The sequence below is a fragment of the Variovorax sp. GW821-FHT09B01 genome, from assembly GCF_059418345.1.
The window spans coordinates 201,988-218,280 of sequence record NZ_JBWKPQ010000005.1; the positions used below are offsets into that span (position 1 = coordinate 201,988).

Annotated in this window: 15 protein-coding genes; 11 read left to right on the top strand and 4 right to left on the bottom strand. The window is 64.2% G+C overall.

Annotated elements, in window-relative coordinates:
• Positions 1-2 precede the first annotated feature (2 nt).
• From AC07RV_RS17730 to AC07RV_RS17770, 9 genes are all read left to right on the top strand, one after another.
• The gene (locus AC07RV_RS17730) at positions 3-209 is read left to right on the top strand and encodes a DUF2783 domain-containing protein (protein WP_431513167.1); all 207 of its coding nucleotides are present in this window, start codon (positions 3-5) and stop codon (positions 207-209) included.
• 19 nt (positions 210-228) lie between these two features.
• Positions 229-807, top strand: coding sequence for a VOC family protein (locus AC07RV_RS17735; RefSeq protein ID WP_431513168.1), 579 nt, complete (start codon positions 229-231; stop codon positions 805-807).
• A gap of 22 nt (positions 808-829) precedes the next feature.
• Positions 830-1,792, top strand: a complete 963-nt coding sequence (locus AC07RV_RS17740) for an MBL fold metallo-hydrolase (protein ID WP_492713797.1) — start codon at positions 830-832, stop codon at positions 1,790-1,792.
• Between the two features lie 15 nt (positions 1,793-1,807).
• Entirely contained in the window at positions 1,808-2,797 is a 990-nt protein-coding gene (locus tag AC07RV_RS17745) for a fumarylacetoacetate hydrolase family protein (protein WP_492713799.1), read from the top strand.
• The gene (gene maiA, locus AC07RV_RS17750; protein WP_492713801.1) at positions 2,794-3,462 is read left to right on the top strand and encodes a maleylacetoacetate isomerase; all 669 of its coding nucleotides are present in this window, start codon (positions 2,794-2,796) and stop codon (positions 3,460-3,462) included. Before AC07RV_RS17745 ends, maiA begins: the two co-directional genes overlap by 4 nt.
• Positions 3,463-3,528: 66 nt before the next feature.
• A complete protein-coding gene (locus AC07RV_RS17755) occupies positions 3,529-4,857 on the top strand; it encodes an MFS transporter (protein ID WP_492713803.1) in 1,329 nt (442 codons plus the stop codon).
• 47 nt (positions 4,858-4,904) lie between these two features.
• On the top strand, positions 4,905-6,470 hold the full coding sequence (locus tag AC07RV_RS17760; protein WP_492713805.1) for a fumarate hydratase: 1,566 nt from the start codon (positions 4,905-4,907) through the stop codon (positions 6,468-6,470).
• Positions 6,471-6,834: 364 nt separating this feature from the next.
• Positions 6,835-8,040, top strand: a complete 1,206-nt coding sequence (locus AC07RV_RS17765; protein WP_208507397.1) for an MFS transporter — start codon at positions 6,835-6,837, stop codon at positions 8,038-8,040.
• A 64-nt stretch (positions 8,041-8,104) separates the two neighbouring features.
• Positions 8,105-8,866 carry a glucose 1-dehydrogenase gene (locus AC07RV_RS17770; protein ID WP_208507320.1) on the top strand — a complete coding sequence of 254 codons (762 nt, stop codon included), beginning with the start codon at positions 8,105-8,107 and terminating at the stop codon, positions 8,864-8,866.
• Positions 8,867-8,872: 6 nt separating this feature from the next.
• Here AC07RV_RS17770 and AC07RV_RS17775 read toward each other — a convergent pair whose 3' ends face one another.
• The 4 genes from AC07RV_RS17775 to gcvA form a co-directional block, all read right to left on the bottom strand.
• Entirely contained in the window at positions 8,873-10,045 is a 1,173-nt protein-coding gene (locus AC07RV_RS17775) for an alpha-D-ribose 1-methylphosphonate 5-triphosphate diphosphatase (RefSeq protein ID WP_492713808.1), read from the bottom strand.
• 71 nt (positions 10,046-10,116) lie between these two features.
• Complete coding sequence (locus AC07RV_RS17780) at positions 10,117-11,718, bottom strand: L-lactate permease (RefSeq protein ID WP_203208356.1); 1,602 nt, start codon at positions 11,716-11,718, stop codon at positions 10,117-10,119.
• Positions 11,719-11,768: 50 nt separating this feature from the next.
• The gene (locus AC07RV_RS17785) at positions 11,769-12,371 is read right to left on the bottom strand and encodes an HD domain-containing protein (protein ID WP_203208355.1); all 603 of its coding nucleotides are present in this window, start codon (positions 12,369-12,371) and stop codon (positions 11,769-11,771) included.
• A 131-nt stretch (positions 12,372-12,502) separates the two neighbouring features.
• Positions 12,503-13,402 (bottom strand): transcriptional regulator GcvA, encoded by a 900-nt coding sequence (gcvA, locus tag AC07RV_RS17790; protein WP_208507317.1) that lies wholly within the window; start codon positions 13,400-13,402, stop codon positions 12,503-12,505.
• 175 nt (positions 13,403-13,577) lie between these two features.
• Between gcvA and AC07RV_RS17795 the strand changes: the two genes are divergently transcribed.
• Positions 13,578-15,257, top strand: a complete 1,680-nt coding sequence (locus AC07RV_RS17795) for a Na/Pi cotransporter family protein (RefSeq protein ID WP_208507316.1) — start codon at positions 13,578-13,580, stop codon at positions 15,255-15,257.
• Between the two features lie 34 nt (positions 15,258-15,291).
• Positions 15,292-16,254 (top strand): bifunctional enoyl-CoA hydratase/phosphate acetyltransferase, encoded by a 963-nt coding sequence (locus AC07RV_RS17800; protein ID WP_208507315.1) that lies wholly within the window; start codon positions 15,292-15,294, stop codon positions 16,252-16,254.
• The last annotated feature ends 39 nt before the right edge of the window (positions 16,255-16,293 follow it).

Consider the following 16,293-nt stretch of genomic DNA (forward strand, 5'->3'; position numbering starts at 1 on the left):
ACGTGGCCGCAACGCAACAACAACTGGACGACGTTCTGGAACACCTGGTCGCATTGACCGACCTGCCCGACGTCACCGCGCAACGCGATCGCCTCGCATGCCTGGTGCTGCTGCTGGCGGAGTCTCTCGATGACCCGCAAGCCGTGCATGCGGCCATCGAGGAGGTCCTGCGTCATGACAAGCAAGGCTTTGCACTCGCCATCCCCTGACCCATTTCGAGGACCCGCCATGACACCCGCCATCCAAGCCCGCGGCCTGCATCACTTCGCCTGGCGCTGCCGAGACGCCGAAGAAACCCGGCATTTCTATGAAGACATCCTCGGCCTGCCACTGGTGCATGTCGTCAAGGAAGAAATCGTACCGTCCACGGGAGAGCACTGCCCCTTCGTGCACTTGTTCTTCGAATTCGCGGACCACTCCCACATCGCCTTCTTCGACCTGGGAGACAACGCCGTCACGCAGCAGGACCCGCACACACCGGGCTGGGTCAATCACTTCGCGATGGAGTTGGCCAGCGAGACGGAGGTGGCACAGATGCGCGAGAGGCTTCTGGCGCACGGCGTGGAGGTGGTGGGCGTCACCGACCACCACTTCATACGGTCCATTTACTTCTTCGACCCCAACGGTCTGCGTCTGGAGCTGACCGTGCGCCTGGATGCGGCGCCCATTGCCGACTATGTCGAGCAGAAGCGCCGCATTGCACACGAAGAACTCGCTGCCTGGACCCGCGACAAGGCCCGAGGCCTGCGGCCTGGCCAAAGTGGCACCAGCAGCCGGGCGCGGCACGACAACCCCATTTCACATTGACGACGAATTCCAACCAAGCACCATGAGCAACAAAGCCTTCGCCTCGCACGCCGACCTCGCCGAGAAAACGATCTCCTTCGAGCGCCTGTCCGACAACGCCTATGCCTACACCGCCGAGGGGGATCCGAACTCGGGCGTGATCATTGGCGACGACAGCGTCATGGTGATCGACGCCACCGCCACGCCCGCCATGGCGCAGGGCCTGATCCGGGCCATCCGAGGCGTCACCGACAAGCCCATCCGTCATGTGGTGCTCACCCACTACCACGCGGTGCGCGTGCTGGGCGCCTCGGCCTACGCTGCGCACGGCGCCGTGAACGTCTTCGCCAGCCGCGGCACCCTCGATTTGATCGCCGAACGCGGCCAGGCCGACATGGACTCGGAGATCGGGCGCTTTCCACGTCTTTTCCAGTCGGCCGAAGACATCCCGGGGCTGACCTGGCCGACGATCGTCTTCGAGCGCGAGTTGACGCTGCACCTGGGCAGTCTCGAAGTGAAGCTGATGCACCTGGGCGCCGGGCATACGAAAGGCGATGCGGTGGCCTGGATCCCTTCGCAAGGCATCTGCTTTTCAGGCGATCTGGTCGAGTACAACGCCGGCGTCTACACGGGCGATGCCCATCTCGCGCAGTGGCCTGCCACCCTGGACGCGCTGGAAGCGCTGCAACCCCGCCAGCTGGTGCCGGGCCGCGGCCCCGCATTGAAGACGCCCGAGGACAGCCGCGCCGGCATCGAGTACACGCGCCGCTGGGTGCAAACACTCTATGGCTGCGCCCAGCAGGGCGTGCGCGAGGGGAAATCGCTGCGCGAGGTCTATGCCTCGACGCGCCAGGCGATGGACCCGGAATTCGGCCATGTCTTCATCTATGAGCATTGCATTCCCTTCGACGTGTCACGCGCCTACGACGAGGCCAGCGGTATCGAGGTGCCGCGCGTATGGACCGCGCAACGTGATCGGGAAATGTGGAGCGCCCTCAACGACTGAACGAAGACGCCCATCATGAAACTTGCCACCCTCAAGAACGGTACGCGCGACGGACAGTTGGTCATCGTGAGCCGCGACCTACAACGCATGACGGCACCTCTCGCATCGGTGACCACCGTGCAGCAAGCGCTGGACCGCTGGCCCGAAGTTCAGGTCGACCTCCAGGCGCGTTACGAAGCACTCAACGCGCGCATGGACGCGGGAGAGGCCTTCGACGCATCCCGCTGCGCCGCTCCGCTGCCACGCGCCTATCAGTGGCTGGACGCCTCCGCCTACCTCAACCATGTCGAGATGACGCGCCGCGCGCGCGGCGGCGAAATGCCGCCGTCCTTCCTCACCGATCCCGTGATGTACCAGGGTGCCTCGGACGACTTCATCGGCCCGCGCGATGACATCGTGGCGGCGAGCGAGGAACTGGGGGTCGACCTCGAAGCGGAGGTGATCGTGGTGACCGGTGACGTTCCGCTGGGCGTCAACGCACAAGACGCCTTGGGACATATCCGGCTGCTTGGCTTGGTCAACGACGTCACGCTGCGCTCGCTGGTGGTGCCCGAACTGGCCAAGGGCTTCGGCTTCGTCCAGTCCAAGCCGGCCTCCGCGCTGTCTCCGGTGCTTGTCACGCCAGACGAGCTGGGCAACCATTGGCGCGGCGGCAAGCTGCACCGGGCGATGGAAGTTTGGCTCAACGACAGGCAGCTCGGGCGTCCGCAGGCCGGCGAGGAGATGCAGTTCCATTTCGGCGAACTGATCGCCCATGCAGCGCGCACGCGACGACTGATCGCCGGCACCGTCCTGGGCAGCGGCACCGTCTCCAACCGCAGCGACGAGGCGGGTGTGTGCTGTCTGGTCGAGGCACGCGTACGCGAACAACTGCGAGAAGGCCGGATGCACACACCGTTCCTCAAGCATGGGGACCGTATCCGCATTGAGATGCGCGATGACGGGGGCGCCAGCATCTTCGGCGCGATCGATCAGGTCGTGCGTATCGAAGGGGCATCGCCGTGAGTTCCGCTTCCACGGTGCGCCTGCACAGCTACTGGCGCAGCTCAGCCGCCTATCGCGTGCGGATCGCGCTGGGGCTCAAAGGCATCGCCTTTGAATCCGTCTGCTGGCACATGGCGAATGGCGAGCACCTGCAGCAGCGCTACCGCGATCTTGCGTCCTTCGGCCTGGTGCCCATGCTGGAGATCGATGGGCTGCGGCTACAGCAGTCGCTCGCCATCATCGAGTACCTGGAGGAGCGCAATCCTGACCCCCCGCTTCTTCCAAGCGAGCGGTCTCAACGCGCGCGGGCACGGGCATTGGCCCAGCTCGTGGCTTGCGAAATCCATCCCCTCAACAACCTGCGCGTCCTCAAGCGACTGCGCGGTTCGCTGCGCGCGGACGATGCGCAAGTTGCCGACTGGTACCGGCATTGGTGTCATGAAGGCTTTCAAGCCCTCGAGTCCGCGCTGGAGCCTTTCGAGGCCGGCCCGTTCGCGCTGGGCGCGCAACCCTCGATCGTCGAGTGCTGCTTGATACCGCAGATCTACAACGCGAGGCGCTACGAGGTGCCGATGGCGGCCTACCCGCGCATCCTGGCCATCGCTGCAGCCTGCGACGGCCTCGCGGCCTTCGATGCGGCGCGACCCGAGCGCCAGCCCGATGCGCCGACGTCGTCGCCGTCCTGACGCGATCTTCCATAACGACAACCGGACGTCGCCCTGAAGGACGTTCACCTTCCTTCGGAGACAACCGTGCCCCCTACCGCCTCTATCCCGATCTCACAGGCGCTGCCTGCGACGCGCGAGGACAAGAAAGTCCTGACCGCCACCCTCGTCGGCACCGCCATCGAGTGGTACGACTATTTCATCTACGCCCAGGCAGCGGGCCTGGTGCTCGGGCCGTTGTTTTTCTCACCGTTCGCACAGAACAACCCGGGTCTGTCGCTGTTGCTGGCTTTCGCCACCATCGGCGTGGCATTCCTGTTCCGGCCGCTGGGCGCCATCATCTGTGGCCACCTGGGCGACCGCTTTGGACGCAAGGCCGTGCTGGCCGCGACGCTGATTCTCATGGGTGCGGCAACCACCCTGATCGGGGTGCTCCCCGGATACGCCCAGATCGGGGTCTGGGCACCCGTTCTGCTGATCCTGCTGCGCATCCTGCAGGGCTTCTCGGCCGGCGGGGAATGGGGCGGTGCCGCGTTGATGTCGGTGGAACACGCGCCGGCCGACAAGCGTTCGTTCTTCGGCGCCTTCCCACAGATCGGGGTGCCGATCGGCATGATCGTCGCCACGGGTGTGCTCTGGGCCGTCACCTCGGTCCTCGGCAAGGAACGATTTCTCGAATGGGGGTGGCGCCTTCCCTTCCTCTTCTCGATCGCGCTCGTGGTGGTCGGCGCACTGATCCGCCGCTCGGTGGAGGAGTCGCCCGTCTTCTTGCGCATGCACGAGCGGCGCCGCGAATCCGCTGCGCCGCTGGGGCAACTCTTTCGCCATCATCGCAAGCAGGTGCTGCAGACGGCGTTGATCTTCGTGGGCAACAATGCCGCGGGCTATCTGCTCGTCGCCTTCTTTCTGAGCTACGGCCAGCGCGTGCTTCAGTTGCCGTCACAGCAGCTGTTGGCCGCCTGCACGGTGGCAGCAGTGGGATGGTTGGTCTCGACGTTGATCGGCGGCGTGCTCGGTGACCGGATCGGGCGCGTGCGAACCTTCCAGATCGGCTACGTGATGCTCGCGGTGTGGGCGATCCCCATGTGGTTCCTGATCGACACAGCGCAGATCGGCCTTTTCCTGGTGGCGTTGTTGGTCCTGTCCGTCCCCCTTGGACTGACCTATGGACCACAGGCTGCGCTCTACGCGGAGATGTTCCCGGCCAAGGTCCGTTATTCGGGCGTGTCCGTAGGCTACGCGCTGGGCTCCATCCTGGGCGGCGCATTCGCGGCCACGATCGCTCAGTGGATCATCTCCACATGGAGCCAGTCGTGGCTGGTCGGCGTCTACATCACTTTGATGGCCGCCGTGTCCTTCGTCGCGGTGTCGAGCGTCCACGATCGCCCTGGCCTCGACCTCGACGATCAAGGCTGACCACGTCTGGCGCGAGATCGCGTCGCCGCTCTTAACGATTCCTCACCATGACCACCACGATCCAGCAGGCCGACCTGATCGAATCGATCAGCGCCGCGCTGCAGTACATCAGCTACTACCACCCCGCCGACTACATCGCCCACCTGGCCAAGGCCTACGAGCGCGAGCGCAGTCCCGCCGCCAAGGACGCGATGGCGCAGATCCTCACCAACAGCAAGATGAGCGCGACCGGCCAGCGCCCGATCTGCCAGGACACCGGCATCGTCAACGTGTTCCTCAAGGTGGGCATGGACGTGCGCTGGGGCGGCTTCACCGGCAGCCTCGACGACGCCATCAACGAAGGCGTGCGCCGCGGCTACAACCACCCCGACAACACGCTGCGCGCCTCGGTCGTGGCCGATCCGCAGTTCGACCGCAAGAACACCAAGGACAACACGCCCGCGGTGATCTTCACCGAGATCGTGCCGGGCGACAAAGTCGAGGTGACGGTGGCCGCCAAGGGCGGCGGCAGCGAGAACAAGAGCAAGCTGGTGATGCTGAACCCCGGCGACAGCGTGGTCGACTGGGTGCTGAAGACCGTGCCGACCATGGGCGCCGGCTGGTGCCCGCCGGGCATGCTGGGCATCGGTATCGGCGGCACGGCGGAGAAGGCCGCGCTGCTGGCCAAGGAAAGCCTGATGGACGACCTCGACATGCACGAGCTGCAGGCCAAGGCCCAACTCGCCAAGGAGGGCAAGGAAGAGCTGACCAAGGTCGAGGCCCTGCGCCTCGAGCTGTTCGAGAAGGTCAACGCCCTGGGCATCGGCGCGCAGGGCCTGGGCGGCCTCGCGACGGTGCTCGACGTCAAGATCAAGATGTACCCGACGCACGCGGCCAGCAAGCCGGTGGCGATGATCCCGAACTGCGCCGCCACGCGCCATGCGCACTTCGTGATGGACGGCAGCGGCCCGGTCTACCTCGAGGCGCCATCGCTCGACCTGTGGCCCAAGATCGACTGGGCACCCGACGAGAAGAAGAGCAAGCGCGTCGACCTCGACAAGCTCACGCCCGCCGAAGTGGCGAGCTGGAAGCCCGGCGACACGCTGCTGCTCAACGGCAAGATGCTCACCGGCCGCGACGCCGCGCACAAGCGCATCCAGGACATGCTGGCCAAGGGCGAGAAGCTGCCGGTGGACTTCACCAACCGCGTCATCTACTACGTGGGCCCGGTCGATCCGGTGAAGGGCGAGGCCGTGGGCCCGGCCGGCCCGACCACCGCCACGCGCATGGACGGCTTCACCGAGATGATGCTGGCCCAGACCGGCCTGATCGCGATGATCGGCAAGGCCGAGCGCGGCCCGGTCGCGATCGAGGCGATCAAGAAGCACAAGAGCGCCTACCTGATGGCCGTGGGCGGCGCCGCCTACCTCGTGAGCAAGGCGATCAAGACCGCCAAGGTGGTGGGCTTCGAGGACCTGGGCATGGAAGCCATCTACGAATTCGACGTGGTCGACATGCCGGTGACGGTGGCGGTCGATGCCGGCGGCACCAGCGCCCACATCACCGGCCCGGCCGAGTGGCAGAAGCGCATCGCCAGCGGCGAATTCAAGACCATCACGCTGGAACCCGCTTGACCCTCGCCGCGCGTCCGCAGCCGTCCCCATCCACTTCGCCCGTCGGCGTGTTCGACAGCGGCGTGGGCGGGCTGAGCGTGCTGGGCGCTCGCTCTCCAAGCGTGTCACAAAGTCATTGGCGGGAAACGTCGGGGCACCCCAACATGACCAGCCGCTCAACACCGAACGGCGCGAAGCGTTTCCAGATCCAGGCAGATTGGGCCTCAACCCGGCGCAACCATCATCGAGTCTGTTTCACCACAGGTTGAGGTCTTCGTAGTGCTCCAGATCCTCCCAGATGGTCGGTGTGAGTTTTCCTAGCAGCCGATGTGACATATCGTCGATGGTGTCTGCGAAGGCGGCGCTCTAGCATCGCACCATGACGATGCCTACCTCTGTCTCGCAGCCGACTGAGGCGAAAAAGGCATCCAGCAGTCGCACCCGCGTGTTATGGGCGACTTGTGCTGCACATGCACTGCACGACGGCTACGGCGACATGATTTACGCGCTGCTGCCGATCTGGCAGGCGGAGTTCCAACTCGGCTATGCCTCGCTGGCGTTGGTGCGGGGCGTCTACACCGGCACTATGGCTGTGCTCCAGCTCTCCGCAGGTCGTCTGGCGAGCTGGATCGGAGGCCGTGCCACGCTGGCGCTCGGGACGCTGCTCGCCGCACTGGGCTATGCAGCGGCGGGCCTGTCCGGTGGCCTGCTTGGCTTGTGCGTCGCACTGGCCTTGTCGGGCAGCGGTTCAAGTACCCAGCATCCATTGGCTTCTGGTGCCGTGTCACGCGCCTATGGGCGCAACGCCCGCGGCCCCCTCGGTATCTACAACTTTGCCGGAGATCTGGGCAAGGCGGCCCTGCCTGCCGCGATCTCGCTGCTGGCAACCATGATGCCGTGGCGTCATGCACTGTGGGCCATGTCCATGATCGGTGGATTGGTTGCTGCAGGTCTGGCACTTTGGCTCCCGTCAACACCTCGCGACCCGGCGATCGAAGACGTTGACGGCGCCGATGAAAAGAATCCGTCAGCCACCGGCTTCCGGCTCCTTCTGGCGATCGGTGTGCTGGACAGCGCTGTGCGCATGGGGCTGCTGACCTTCTTGCCGTTCCTGCTCAAAGGCAAGGGCATATCGACGTCGATGCTGGGCACAGCTCTGGCGATGGTCTTCATCGGCGGCGCCGCCGGGAAGTTCATTTGCGGCTGGCTCGGCCAGCGCATGGGCGTCATCGGCACCGTGCTCGCAACCGAATGCGGGACTGCGGTGTGCATCCTATCCGTGATGCTGTGTCCCCTGGTTCCCGCGCTGGCCTTGCTGCCGTTGCTGGGCGCACTCATGAACGGAACTTCGTCCGTACTGTACGGCACAGTACCCGACCTGGCACCCGGGGGAAATGACGAACGTGCCTTTGCGCTCTTCTACACAGGCACCATCGGCTCGAGCGCGATTTCGCCGGTGTTGTACGGCCTCCTGGGGGATCGGGTCGGCATCCAGTGGGCTACATGCGCGACGGCACTGACTGCCATCGCCGTGGTCCCATTGGCACTGGCGTTGCGCGCGCGTTTGACGCTCACCGAGCAAACGATCTGACGGCAGCCACTCGACGGCGAGCCGGACCATCCTGCCTTCTTCTTACTCTCTGGAACTTCACCCCATGGAAAATGCTTCTCAGGCACCCGTCATCTTGGTCACAGGCGGCAGCCGCGGCGTCGGTGCGGCCACAGCGCGTCTGGCAGCCGCGCAAGGCTATGACGTGGTGATCAGCTATCTGTCAGACGAATCGGCTGCCGATACCGTCATCGCGGACGTGCGAGCCGCGGGCCGGCAGGGGTTGGCGGTGCGAGCTGACAGCGCAGATCCCGCGCAAGTCGCTCGTCTGTTCGCGGAGCTCGACCGGACATTTGGACGCCTCGATGTGCTCGTGAACAACGCCGCCATCTTGCAAAGGCAGTGTCGCCTGGAAGATCTCGACTTCGAGCGGATGCACCGCATCTTTGCGGTCAACGCCATCGGCCCGATCCTTTGCGCACAACAAGCCATCAAGCGCATGTCCAGCCGCCACAACGCGCGAGGGGGATCGGTGATCAATGTCTCGTCGGCAGCCGCGCGACTTGGCAGCCCCAACGAATATGTCGACTACGCCGCATCGAAGGGCGCGCTCGAAACCTTCACGACCGGGTTCGCCAAGGAGGTCGCACGCGAGGGCATCCGCGTCAACTGCGTTCGCCCGGGACATATCTACACACAGATGCATGCCAGTGGCGGCGAGCCCGGCAGAGTGGATCGTGTCAAGGACTCGATCCCGATGGGCCGAGGCGGCCAGCCAGAAGAAGTGGCACGAGCGATCTTGTGGCTGGCCAGCGCCGAAGCCTCCTTTGTCACCGGCACCTTCCTCGATGTGACGGGCGGCAAGTAGGGTTGTTCAGCGGGGCGTGCCGCTTTCGAAGGCACGCAGCGCGAAGCGCAACGCTCCCGCCACCACGCTCGCGACGACACGCGGCTGCCCGGGAACTGCGTCATCCACCAGCAGAAAATCTGCCCGCTGCCCTGTCTCCAAGCGCCCGCGGTCCGTCAACCCCACCGCCGTGGCGGCATGGTGTGAGACCATGCTCCACGCCTCGGGGAACGAAAGCACCTCTCGGCGCGCGAGGTCGAATGCGGCGAGCAGGGGCGACGGATAGTAGTAGTCTGACGTCAGCACATCGCACAAGCCCTTGCGGACCATGTCCTCGGCTCGTGGCGCGCCCACGTGACTGCCACCGCGCAGCACATTCGGCGCGCCGAACACGATGAGGTCACCCGCCACCCTCGCTTCTCTCGCAGCATCCTCGCTCAGCGGAAACTCGGCCACATTGCAGCCCCAGAGGCTCAGACGTCGCCGCTGCGCCGCATCCGGATCGTCATGCGACGCGACGCTCAGCCCGGCTCGCCTGGCCTGTGCCACGAGCTGTGCCAACCCCGGCGCCTCGGGCACTGTCTGACTGGCCGCCTCAACGCGCTGAACAAAGGTCTGCACATCGCATTCCGCGCGCTCCGCGTACCGGGCGAGATGCACGGGATCGTCCAGCTTGGCCGCCAGCTGCGGCCAATGGTCATTGATGGACAGGAAGTGAACATGGCCAGCTTCGATCCATCGACTTGCGGCAGCCCAACCCTCCACGAATCTGGCTTCCAGTCGCAAGTGAAATCGGTGGTCGGCGCCCCATCGAACGCCGCGCTCCTGCAAGGCGTGAAGCATTTGCTCGGCAACAGCCAAGCCGCGCAGCCCGCCTTCCCACGAAATGGTCACGCCGTGATAGGCCGTCGTGATGCCGTTGGCCAGCAGCTGGGCGTCCACATCCGTGAGTGCCGTCGCGTGCGGCACTCGAACTCCTGCCCGGGGCCTGAGTGCCCGCTCGAATGCGTCGCCATGGATGTCAACGATGCCAGGCAGGACGAGCAGGTCGCCCGCATCCAGGAACGCATCGGACGACGCAGCCCTGTGCAGCAGCGTTTCGTCCACAGCGAAGGAGGCCGGCGCCAAGCCTTCGGGCGTGAGCACGCGCGCCCCTCGAATGCCAGCCAGGGGAGGATCGGTGTGGGACGCGCGCAGCATGCGGCGATGCTACCCGAGCTCCGCAAGCGAGGCGGGGCAGCACCAGACGCATCACGTCGTCGTGCGGGGAGTCAGTGACCAGGGATCATCCAGTGAAGATGGTTTTGTTGCAGCCACACCAATACGCCCAGCAAAAGGGTCAGGAAGATGCTGTGCTTGAACGTGCGCGCGACGATGGCCCCCTCTTTGCCATGCATCCCCGTGGTTGCAACACCGCACGCGATGCTCTGCGGGGAGATCATCTTGCCAAAGACGCCCCCGGTCGAGTTCGTGGCTGCCATCAGCGTGGGGCTGAGCCCCAGCTGGTTCGCCGCCACCACCTGCATATTGCCGAACAGGGCATTGCCGGAGGTATCGCTGCCGGTAAGGAACACCGCGATCCACCCAAGGAAGGCCGACACGAAGGGGAACCATGGACCCACCGCCACGATGCCCAGGCCCAGGCTGTACGTCATCCCGGAATAGTTCATCAGGTAGGCCAGACCGATGATCATGGCGACGGTGGCCACGGGCACCGCTGTTTGCCGCAAGGTGTCCTTCGCAGCGCCGAAGAAGTCCTTGACTGACAAGCGCATGACGACTGCGGAGACCAACGCAGCAACCAGCACCGCCGTACCGGTCGTCAGCGGCTGGAAGCTCCACACCGCCGGATACGCCTTCTGGTAGACAGTGATGTACACCGCCTTGTCGAGCCCGGGCCAGGGGATCGAGACTTCCCCGATTTTTCCGAGATTCGCGACGGTCCATCCCACGGCAATCACTGCAACGATCAGCCACGGATACCAGCTTTGCCGACCTGTCACACTCGTTCGGGCAATGCTCGCCCGGTCGATGTTGACATGGTAGTGAGCATCGGGTGCCGGCTTCCAGTAGCGCAGGAAAGTCATCGTCACCACGATCGCCACGATCGCGGCCAGCACGTCACAGATCGCATAGCTCAAGAAGTTGGCGGCAAGGAATTGGGTGATCGCGAAGCTTCCCCCCGCCACGAGTGCAAGCGGCCAGACGGCGCGCAAGCCTTTCACGCCGCTGTAGATCGTCAGCACATAGAAGGGCAGCAGGAAAGCGAAAAAGGGGAGCTGGCGCCCTGCCATCTGGCCCAGCTCCGCGGCAGGCAGCCCGGTGACGGCAGCCAGAACCGTGATCGGCAGGCCCATGGCGCCGAACGCGACCGGAACCGTGTCGAAGATCAGCATGAATACCAGCGCATCGAGCACCGGAAAGCCGAGCGTGACGAGCAAAGCGGACGTGATGGCGATGGGTGTACCAGTCCCCGCCACGGCCTCCAAGAGCGAGCCGAAGAGGAAACCCACCACCAGGAGCACAACCCGTCGATCGTTGGGCACGTTGTCCAGCACCCAAACACGAAAGGCGTCGAGCCGTCCCGCTCGTATGGTCATGTTGAACAAAAAGATCGCCGCGACCACGACCCACATCACGGGCCACACCGCCAACACTGCGCCGAGGGCCACGGCGTTGAAGGCCATGCCGACTGGAAACTGCCAGCCGTAGACCGCAACCGCCAGACCTACGCCCAGGCCCGCAAGACCCGCCTGCCAGCCAGGTCGCCGTAGCACGCCGAGCATCAGCAGCACGGTCGTGATCGGAAGTGCCGCCACGATGAAGGTGGGCAGCAGTGCGCCGCCGATCGGCATCGTCAATTGATGAAACATCTTGTCTCCTGCACTCGCGCGCTCGCGCGAGCTTGCTTTTTGGTTTTTGTTCAGTGCGCCGCGCGCGTTTCGCGGTGCTGCGCGTAGATTTGCGAGAGCATGGAAAAGTAGTGCTCGAACGGCGGCGTCTTGACGCCGGGCACCTTGGCCGCGTCATCCCAGCGGCGCAGCCGCATGGCGTCGAGGGCGAAGGGGCGATGCTGGAAGGCATCTGCCTCCTCCTTCGTGTAGATGCCGCCCTGCAGTTTCAGCGTGTGAATGGACAGCGGGCTTAGCTTCGCGCGGTATGTCGGATCGATCGCGCACAGACAGCGCTTGGCCTCGACGTGCAGACCGATGGGATCGACCACTGCGCTTGGGAGAACGGGGCGCAAGAACGGCAGCGCCACGTACTGATGCAGGTCGTCACCCGTTCCAAAAGGCGATCCGTCGTCCGAACTCGGCGCCCCTTCTTCATGGTGCTTGCTCAACCCGATCAGATGCCCCAGGTCGTGCAGGAATGCCGCGACGATCAGTTCCTGCTCGGCGCCTTCGGATTCGCCCAGATGGGCCGTCTGCAGTGCGTGCTCCAGTTGCGTGACTGCTTCCTTGCCGTATGCCCGTGAGCCGTACGCGTCGAATAACGCCCGAATATCTTCAAGCTCCAAAGCCATGCTCGCTCCTTGTTCTCAGGTGTATGAAACGAGCGATGCTATTTTTCGGAGCCGTCTGGTATCAATCGATTTAAGTTGAGACAGGCCTGTGAGTTTTTCTGAACTCGCCCCTGGACCCGACCTGGTTCCAGCTAGCTCGCAACCACTGGGCCCGTGTTGCCGACATCCACGAGCCAGGCACAGAAGGCCTCCACCGCGGCGTCACCCTTGGTTCGCTCCGGGCAGTACCAAAAGTAGCTCCTGGCCGGCAGCGCGTACTGCGGCATGACGTACTGCAGCCGCCCTTCGTTGATGTCATCGGCCACCAAGGCCGTCGGACCGATGGCAACGCCCACGGCGTTGACGGCGGCCTGGATGGACAGGTAAAGGTGCTCGAAGGTCAGTTCGCTGCGGCATTGGATCGTCTGGCTGCCCACGGCCGAAAACCAGTTGGACCAAAGCGCCGGCAGGCTGCTGGTGTGAAGCAGTACATGCTGCTTCAGGTCACTGGGCTGCTGGATCGGTGAACGCAGCAACAACTCCGGCGCCGCGACGGCGATCCGTTGCTCATCGAGGAATCGCCCCGAACGAAAGCCATGATGGCTTTCCGGGCCTCCGGTCAGGAACACTTCGAAGTCGTTGACGCGCGGCGGCATGGCGTCGGCCGCAATCGACAGCCGGATCTCGACATCGGGATACCTTCTCTGGAAATCCGGCAACCTGGGTATGAGCCAACGCATGGTGAACGTCGGCAGAGACTGCACGCGGATGATGCGGGTCGTCTGCGGCCGTCGGATCTGGTCAGCCACGGAGGCCAGGCTGTTCAGCATGGCATTGACCTCGGTGTGAAAGCGCATGCCATCTGCCGTGAGCTGCAGCCCACGCGGTAGCCGCAGGAACAAAGCAGTGCCCAGCCATTGTTCGAGCACCTGAATCTGCCGGCTGATCGCGCCATGCGTTACGCACAGCTCATCCCCGGCCTTCGTGAAGCTGAGGTGGCGCGCGGCCGCGTCGAAGGCCTTGATGGAATTCAGCGGAGGAAGGGCTCGCATGGCATGCATCGGAACTGAGGAAGACGATCAAAAAGCATACATCCGTTGATCTGCATAAAAACTCACCTGGCGTGTGAGCAATGGTCGATTGATCCTGAGGCCCACCGAAACCCACAATCGCGGCCTCCTTCACTGCGCCTCTCGCCGGCCCGACGCCCTGCGTCGTGTCACCTCGATGATCCACTTGCTCAACCTTCTCGCTGCGATCGCTCTGCTCGTGTGGGGCACGGGGATCGTGCGCACCGGCGTCATTCAACTCTTTGGCGCCAACCTGCGCGATGTTCTCTCGCGCAGCCTGAAAAATCGCTTCCTGGCGATGTTCGCGGGCGTGACGGTGACAGGCATCGTCCAGTCGAGCACGGCCACCGCGGTACTCATTTCATCGTTCGTCGGCAGCGGCCTGGTCGGCCTGCCCGCCGGATTGGCCGTGATGCTCGGCGCGGAGGTGGGCACCAGCCTGATGGCGGTGGTCTTCTCCTTCGACCTGTCCTGGCTTTCACCGCTGCTCGTGCTCGCGGGGGTCGTGCTCGTCACCGGCTCAGACAAGCGACCGCGCGCCCGCGTGGGCCATGTGCTGATTGGCTTCGGGCTGATCACGCTCGGGCTGCAACTGATCGTCAGCGCGACCCAGCCCCTGCTCGCCTCTGCAACGTTCCGCAGCTTGGTGCTCGCGCTGCCCGACGATGTGCTTCTGGAGATCGTCGTCGGCGCCTTGTTGACGATGGCGACCTACTCAAGTCTCGCTTTTGTGCTCCTGACCGCGACATTGACGGCTTCGGGCGTTCTGCCGATGCCGATGGCAATGTGCCTCGTGTTGGGCGCAAACATCGGCAGCGGAATTCTGGCGCTACTCACCAGTTCGGGACCACGTGCGATCCGCATGCGGCTTCCGCTCGGCAGCCTGCTGTTCAAGCTGCTCGGATGCGCCCTGGCCGTGGTCATGCTCCCCCAGATCGAACATCTGCTGCAACAGAACTTCTCGAGCTTGCATACCCAGGTGATTGCCTTTCACCTGGGGTTCAACCTCACGCGGGCCGTGCTTCTGATCGGACTGACGGGACCGATGGCGAAGGTTGTCGAAACGCTGCTGCCCACCCCTGCCGCGCCGCTCGGCGAGATCCGCCCGCGACATCTCGATCCTGGCGCCCTGGCGACCCCTTCCCTCGCGATCAGCTGTGCGGCTCGCGAGGCCCTGCACCAAGCGGATCTGGTTGAAGCCATGCTCACCGGCATTCTCCCGGTGCTTCGCAACGCCGACCTCACGCTGGCCGAGCAGTTGCGCAAGATGGACGACCGCGTCGACGAAATCTGCTCGTCGATCAAGTTTTACCTCACGCAGATCCCTCGCGATGCGTTGCCGGAGAAAGAAGGACGCCGCTGGTCGAACATTGTCTCGTTCACCATCCACATGGAACAGGTTGGTGACCTCATCGAGCATGTGATCCAAGACCTCGAGGACAAGCAGATCCGCAAGGCCAGCCGCTTCTCGGATGCCGGGATGGGAGAAATCGCGGATCTGCACTCGCGATTGATCGCCAACCTGAGGCTGGCGATGAGCGTTTTCCTGGACGGCCAGGTGCACGATGCGAGAGCACTGCTTGAGGAGAAGGCCCGGTTCCGCGAGCTGGAACACGCGTATGCCGCCAACCATCTTGCACGTCTCCAGATGCAGACGAGCCAAAGCATCGAGACAAGCTCACTGCACCTCGATCTCATCAGCGATCTCAAGCGCATCAACTCCCTCATCTGCTCCATCGCGTACCCGATCCTGGAGACAGCCGGCGCCTTGACAAAGACACGGCTGCGTCATTCGAGCGCACTGCCGGCCACCTCCGCACAGGAACCCGTCGCCTGACCGGCACGCCCAGCCCCCTTCAACATCGCACTCTATGACCGCCCCCAACTCATCGCCTGCCTGCGTCGCCGGGCAAAGCAGCAGCACTTTTCTCGACGGCCTGCTCGCGACCGCCCGTCAATGCGGCCGGCGGAAGATCGCCATGGTGTTTCCCTGCGACGCAGCCGCGCTCAGGACAGGCGATCGGCTGACCGATGAAGACATCGCTGATGTGAGCTTGTTCGGCCCGCGCGATCGTCTGCTCGAGCTCGGGGCGCGCGAAGGCATCGATCTGGAGCGATTTGAGTTGATCGACACCGGCGCCGACGCTGCGTCGGCTGCTCAGAAAGCGTGCAAGCATGCCGCCGCCGGAACCCTCGACATGTTGATGAAGGGCTCACTCCACACCGATGCACTGATGCGCGCGGTGATCGCGCGTATCGACGGGCTGCGCACGCAGCGGCGCATTTCTCATGCCTTCGTGCTGCAAGTGCCTGGCCGCTCATCACCGCTGATCATCTCCGACTGCGTCGTGAACGTGGCACCGACCTTGGGCGAGAAGGTGGAAATTCTTGAACATGCCATTCATTTGGCAAGAGCGCTCGGCGTTGTCCGGCCAAGAGCGGCTGTTGTCTCCTTCACCGAATCGGTCTTACCGGGTGCTCCGAGCACGCTCGATGCCGCAGCCATCGCGAAGATGGCGCAGCGTGGTCAGATCATCGATGCGGCTGTGGATGGTCCGCTTGCCTTCGACAACGCGGTGTCCATGGCATCTGCGAGCGCCAAGGGCATCGACTCATCCGTCGCTGGCAGAGCAGACATTCTTCTGATGCCAAACCTCGAAGCTGGCAACGCCCTCTACAAGTCGCTCGTTTACATGGCTGGTGCGTCTTGTGCCGGTGTCGTGCTGGGAACGAAAAAGCCTGTGGTCCTCACCAGCCGCACGGACAGTCTCGAGTCCAAGGTGTACTCGGCGGCGTTGGCAAGCGTGCTGCTGCGCGACGAATGCACGTCCTGATGGACTGGGCGCCCATGCTCGTGAAGCAACATCCCCTTT